This window comes from Caballeronia mineralivorans PML1(12) (genome assembly GCF_001028175.1).
Lineage (GTDB): Bacteria > Pseudomonadota > Gammaproteobacteria > Burkholderiales > Burkholderiaceae > Caballeronia > Caballeronia mineralivorans.
The window spans coordinates 1-467 of sequence record NZ_AEJF01000291.1; the positions used below are offsets into that span (position 1 = coordinate 1).

Annotated in this window: 1 pseudogene; it reads left to right on the top strand. The window is 54.6% G+C overall.

The features are described 5' to 3' along the window. Positions 1-467, top strand: a pseudogene (locus EOS_RS42725) (phosphomethylpyrimidine synthase ThiC); the annotation flags it as partial.

The window sequence follows — 467 nt, forward strand, 5'->3', positions numbered from 1 at the left end:
AATATGACCGAGGAGTTAGAGCACTGCCACGAAGCGCCGTTTTACGACTCTGGGGCCGCTAACTACCGATATTGCGCCGGGCTATGACCACTTCACGTCGGGGATTGGTGCGGCGATGATTGGCTGGTTTGGCTGCGCGATGCTCTGTTACGTAACGCCAAAAGAGCATCTGGGTCTGCCCAATAAAGAAGATGTTAAGCAGGGGCTTATCACCTATAAGATTGCTGCCCACGCCGCTGACCTGGCGAAAGGGCATCCGGGCGCGCAAATTCGCGATAACGCCATGTCGAAAGCCCGCTTCGAATTTCGCTGGGAAGACCAGTTTAATCTGGCCCTCGACCCGTTTACCGCCCGCGCTTATCACGATGAAACCCTGCCGCAAGAGTCAGGTAAAGTCGCCCATTTTTGCTCCATGTGTGGGCCGAAATTCTGCTCGATGAAAATCAGCCAGGAAGTGCGTGATTACG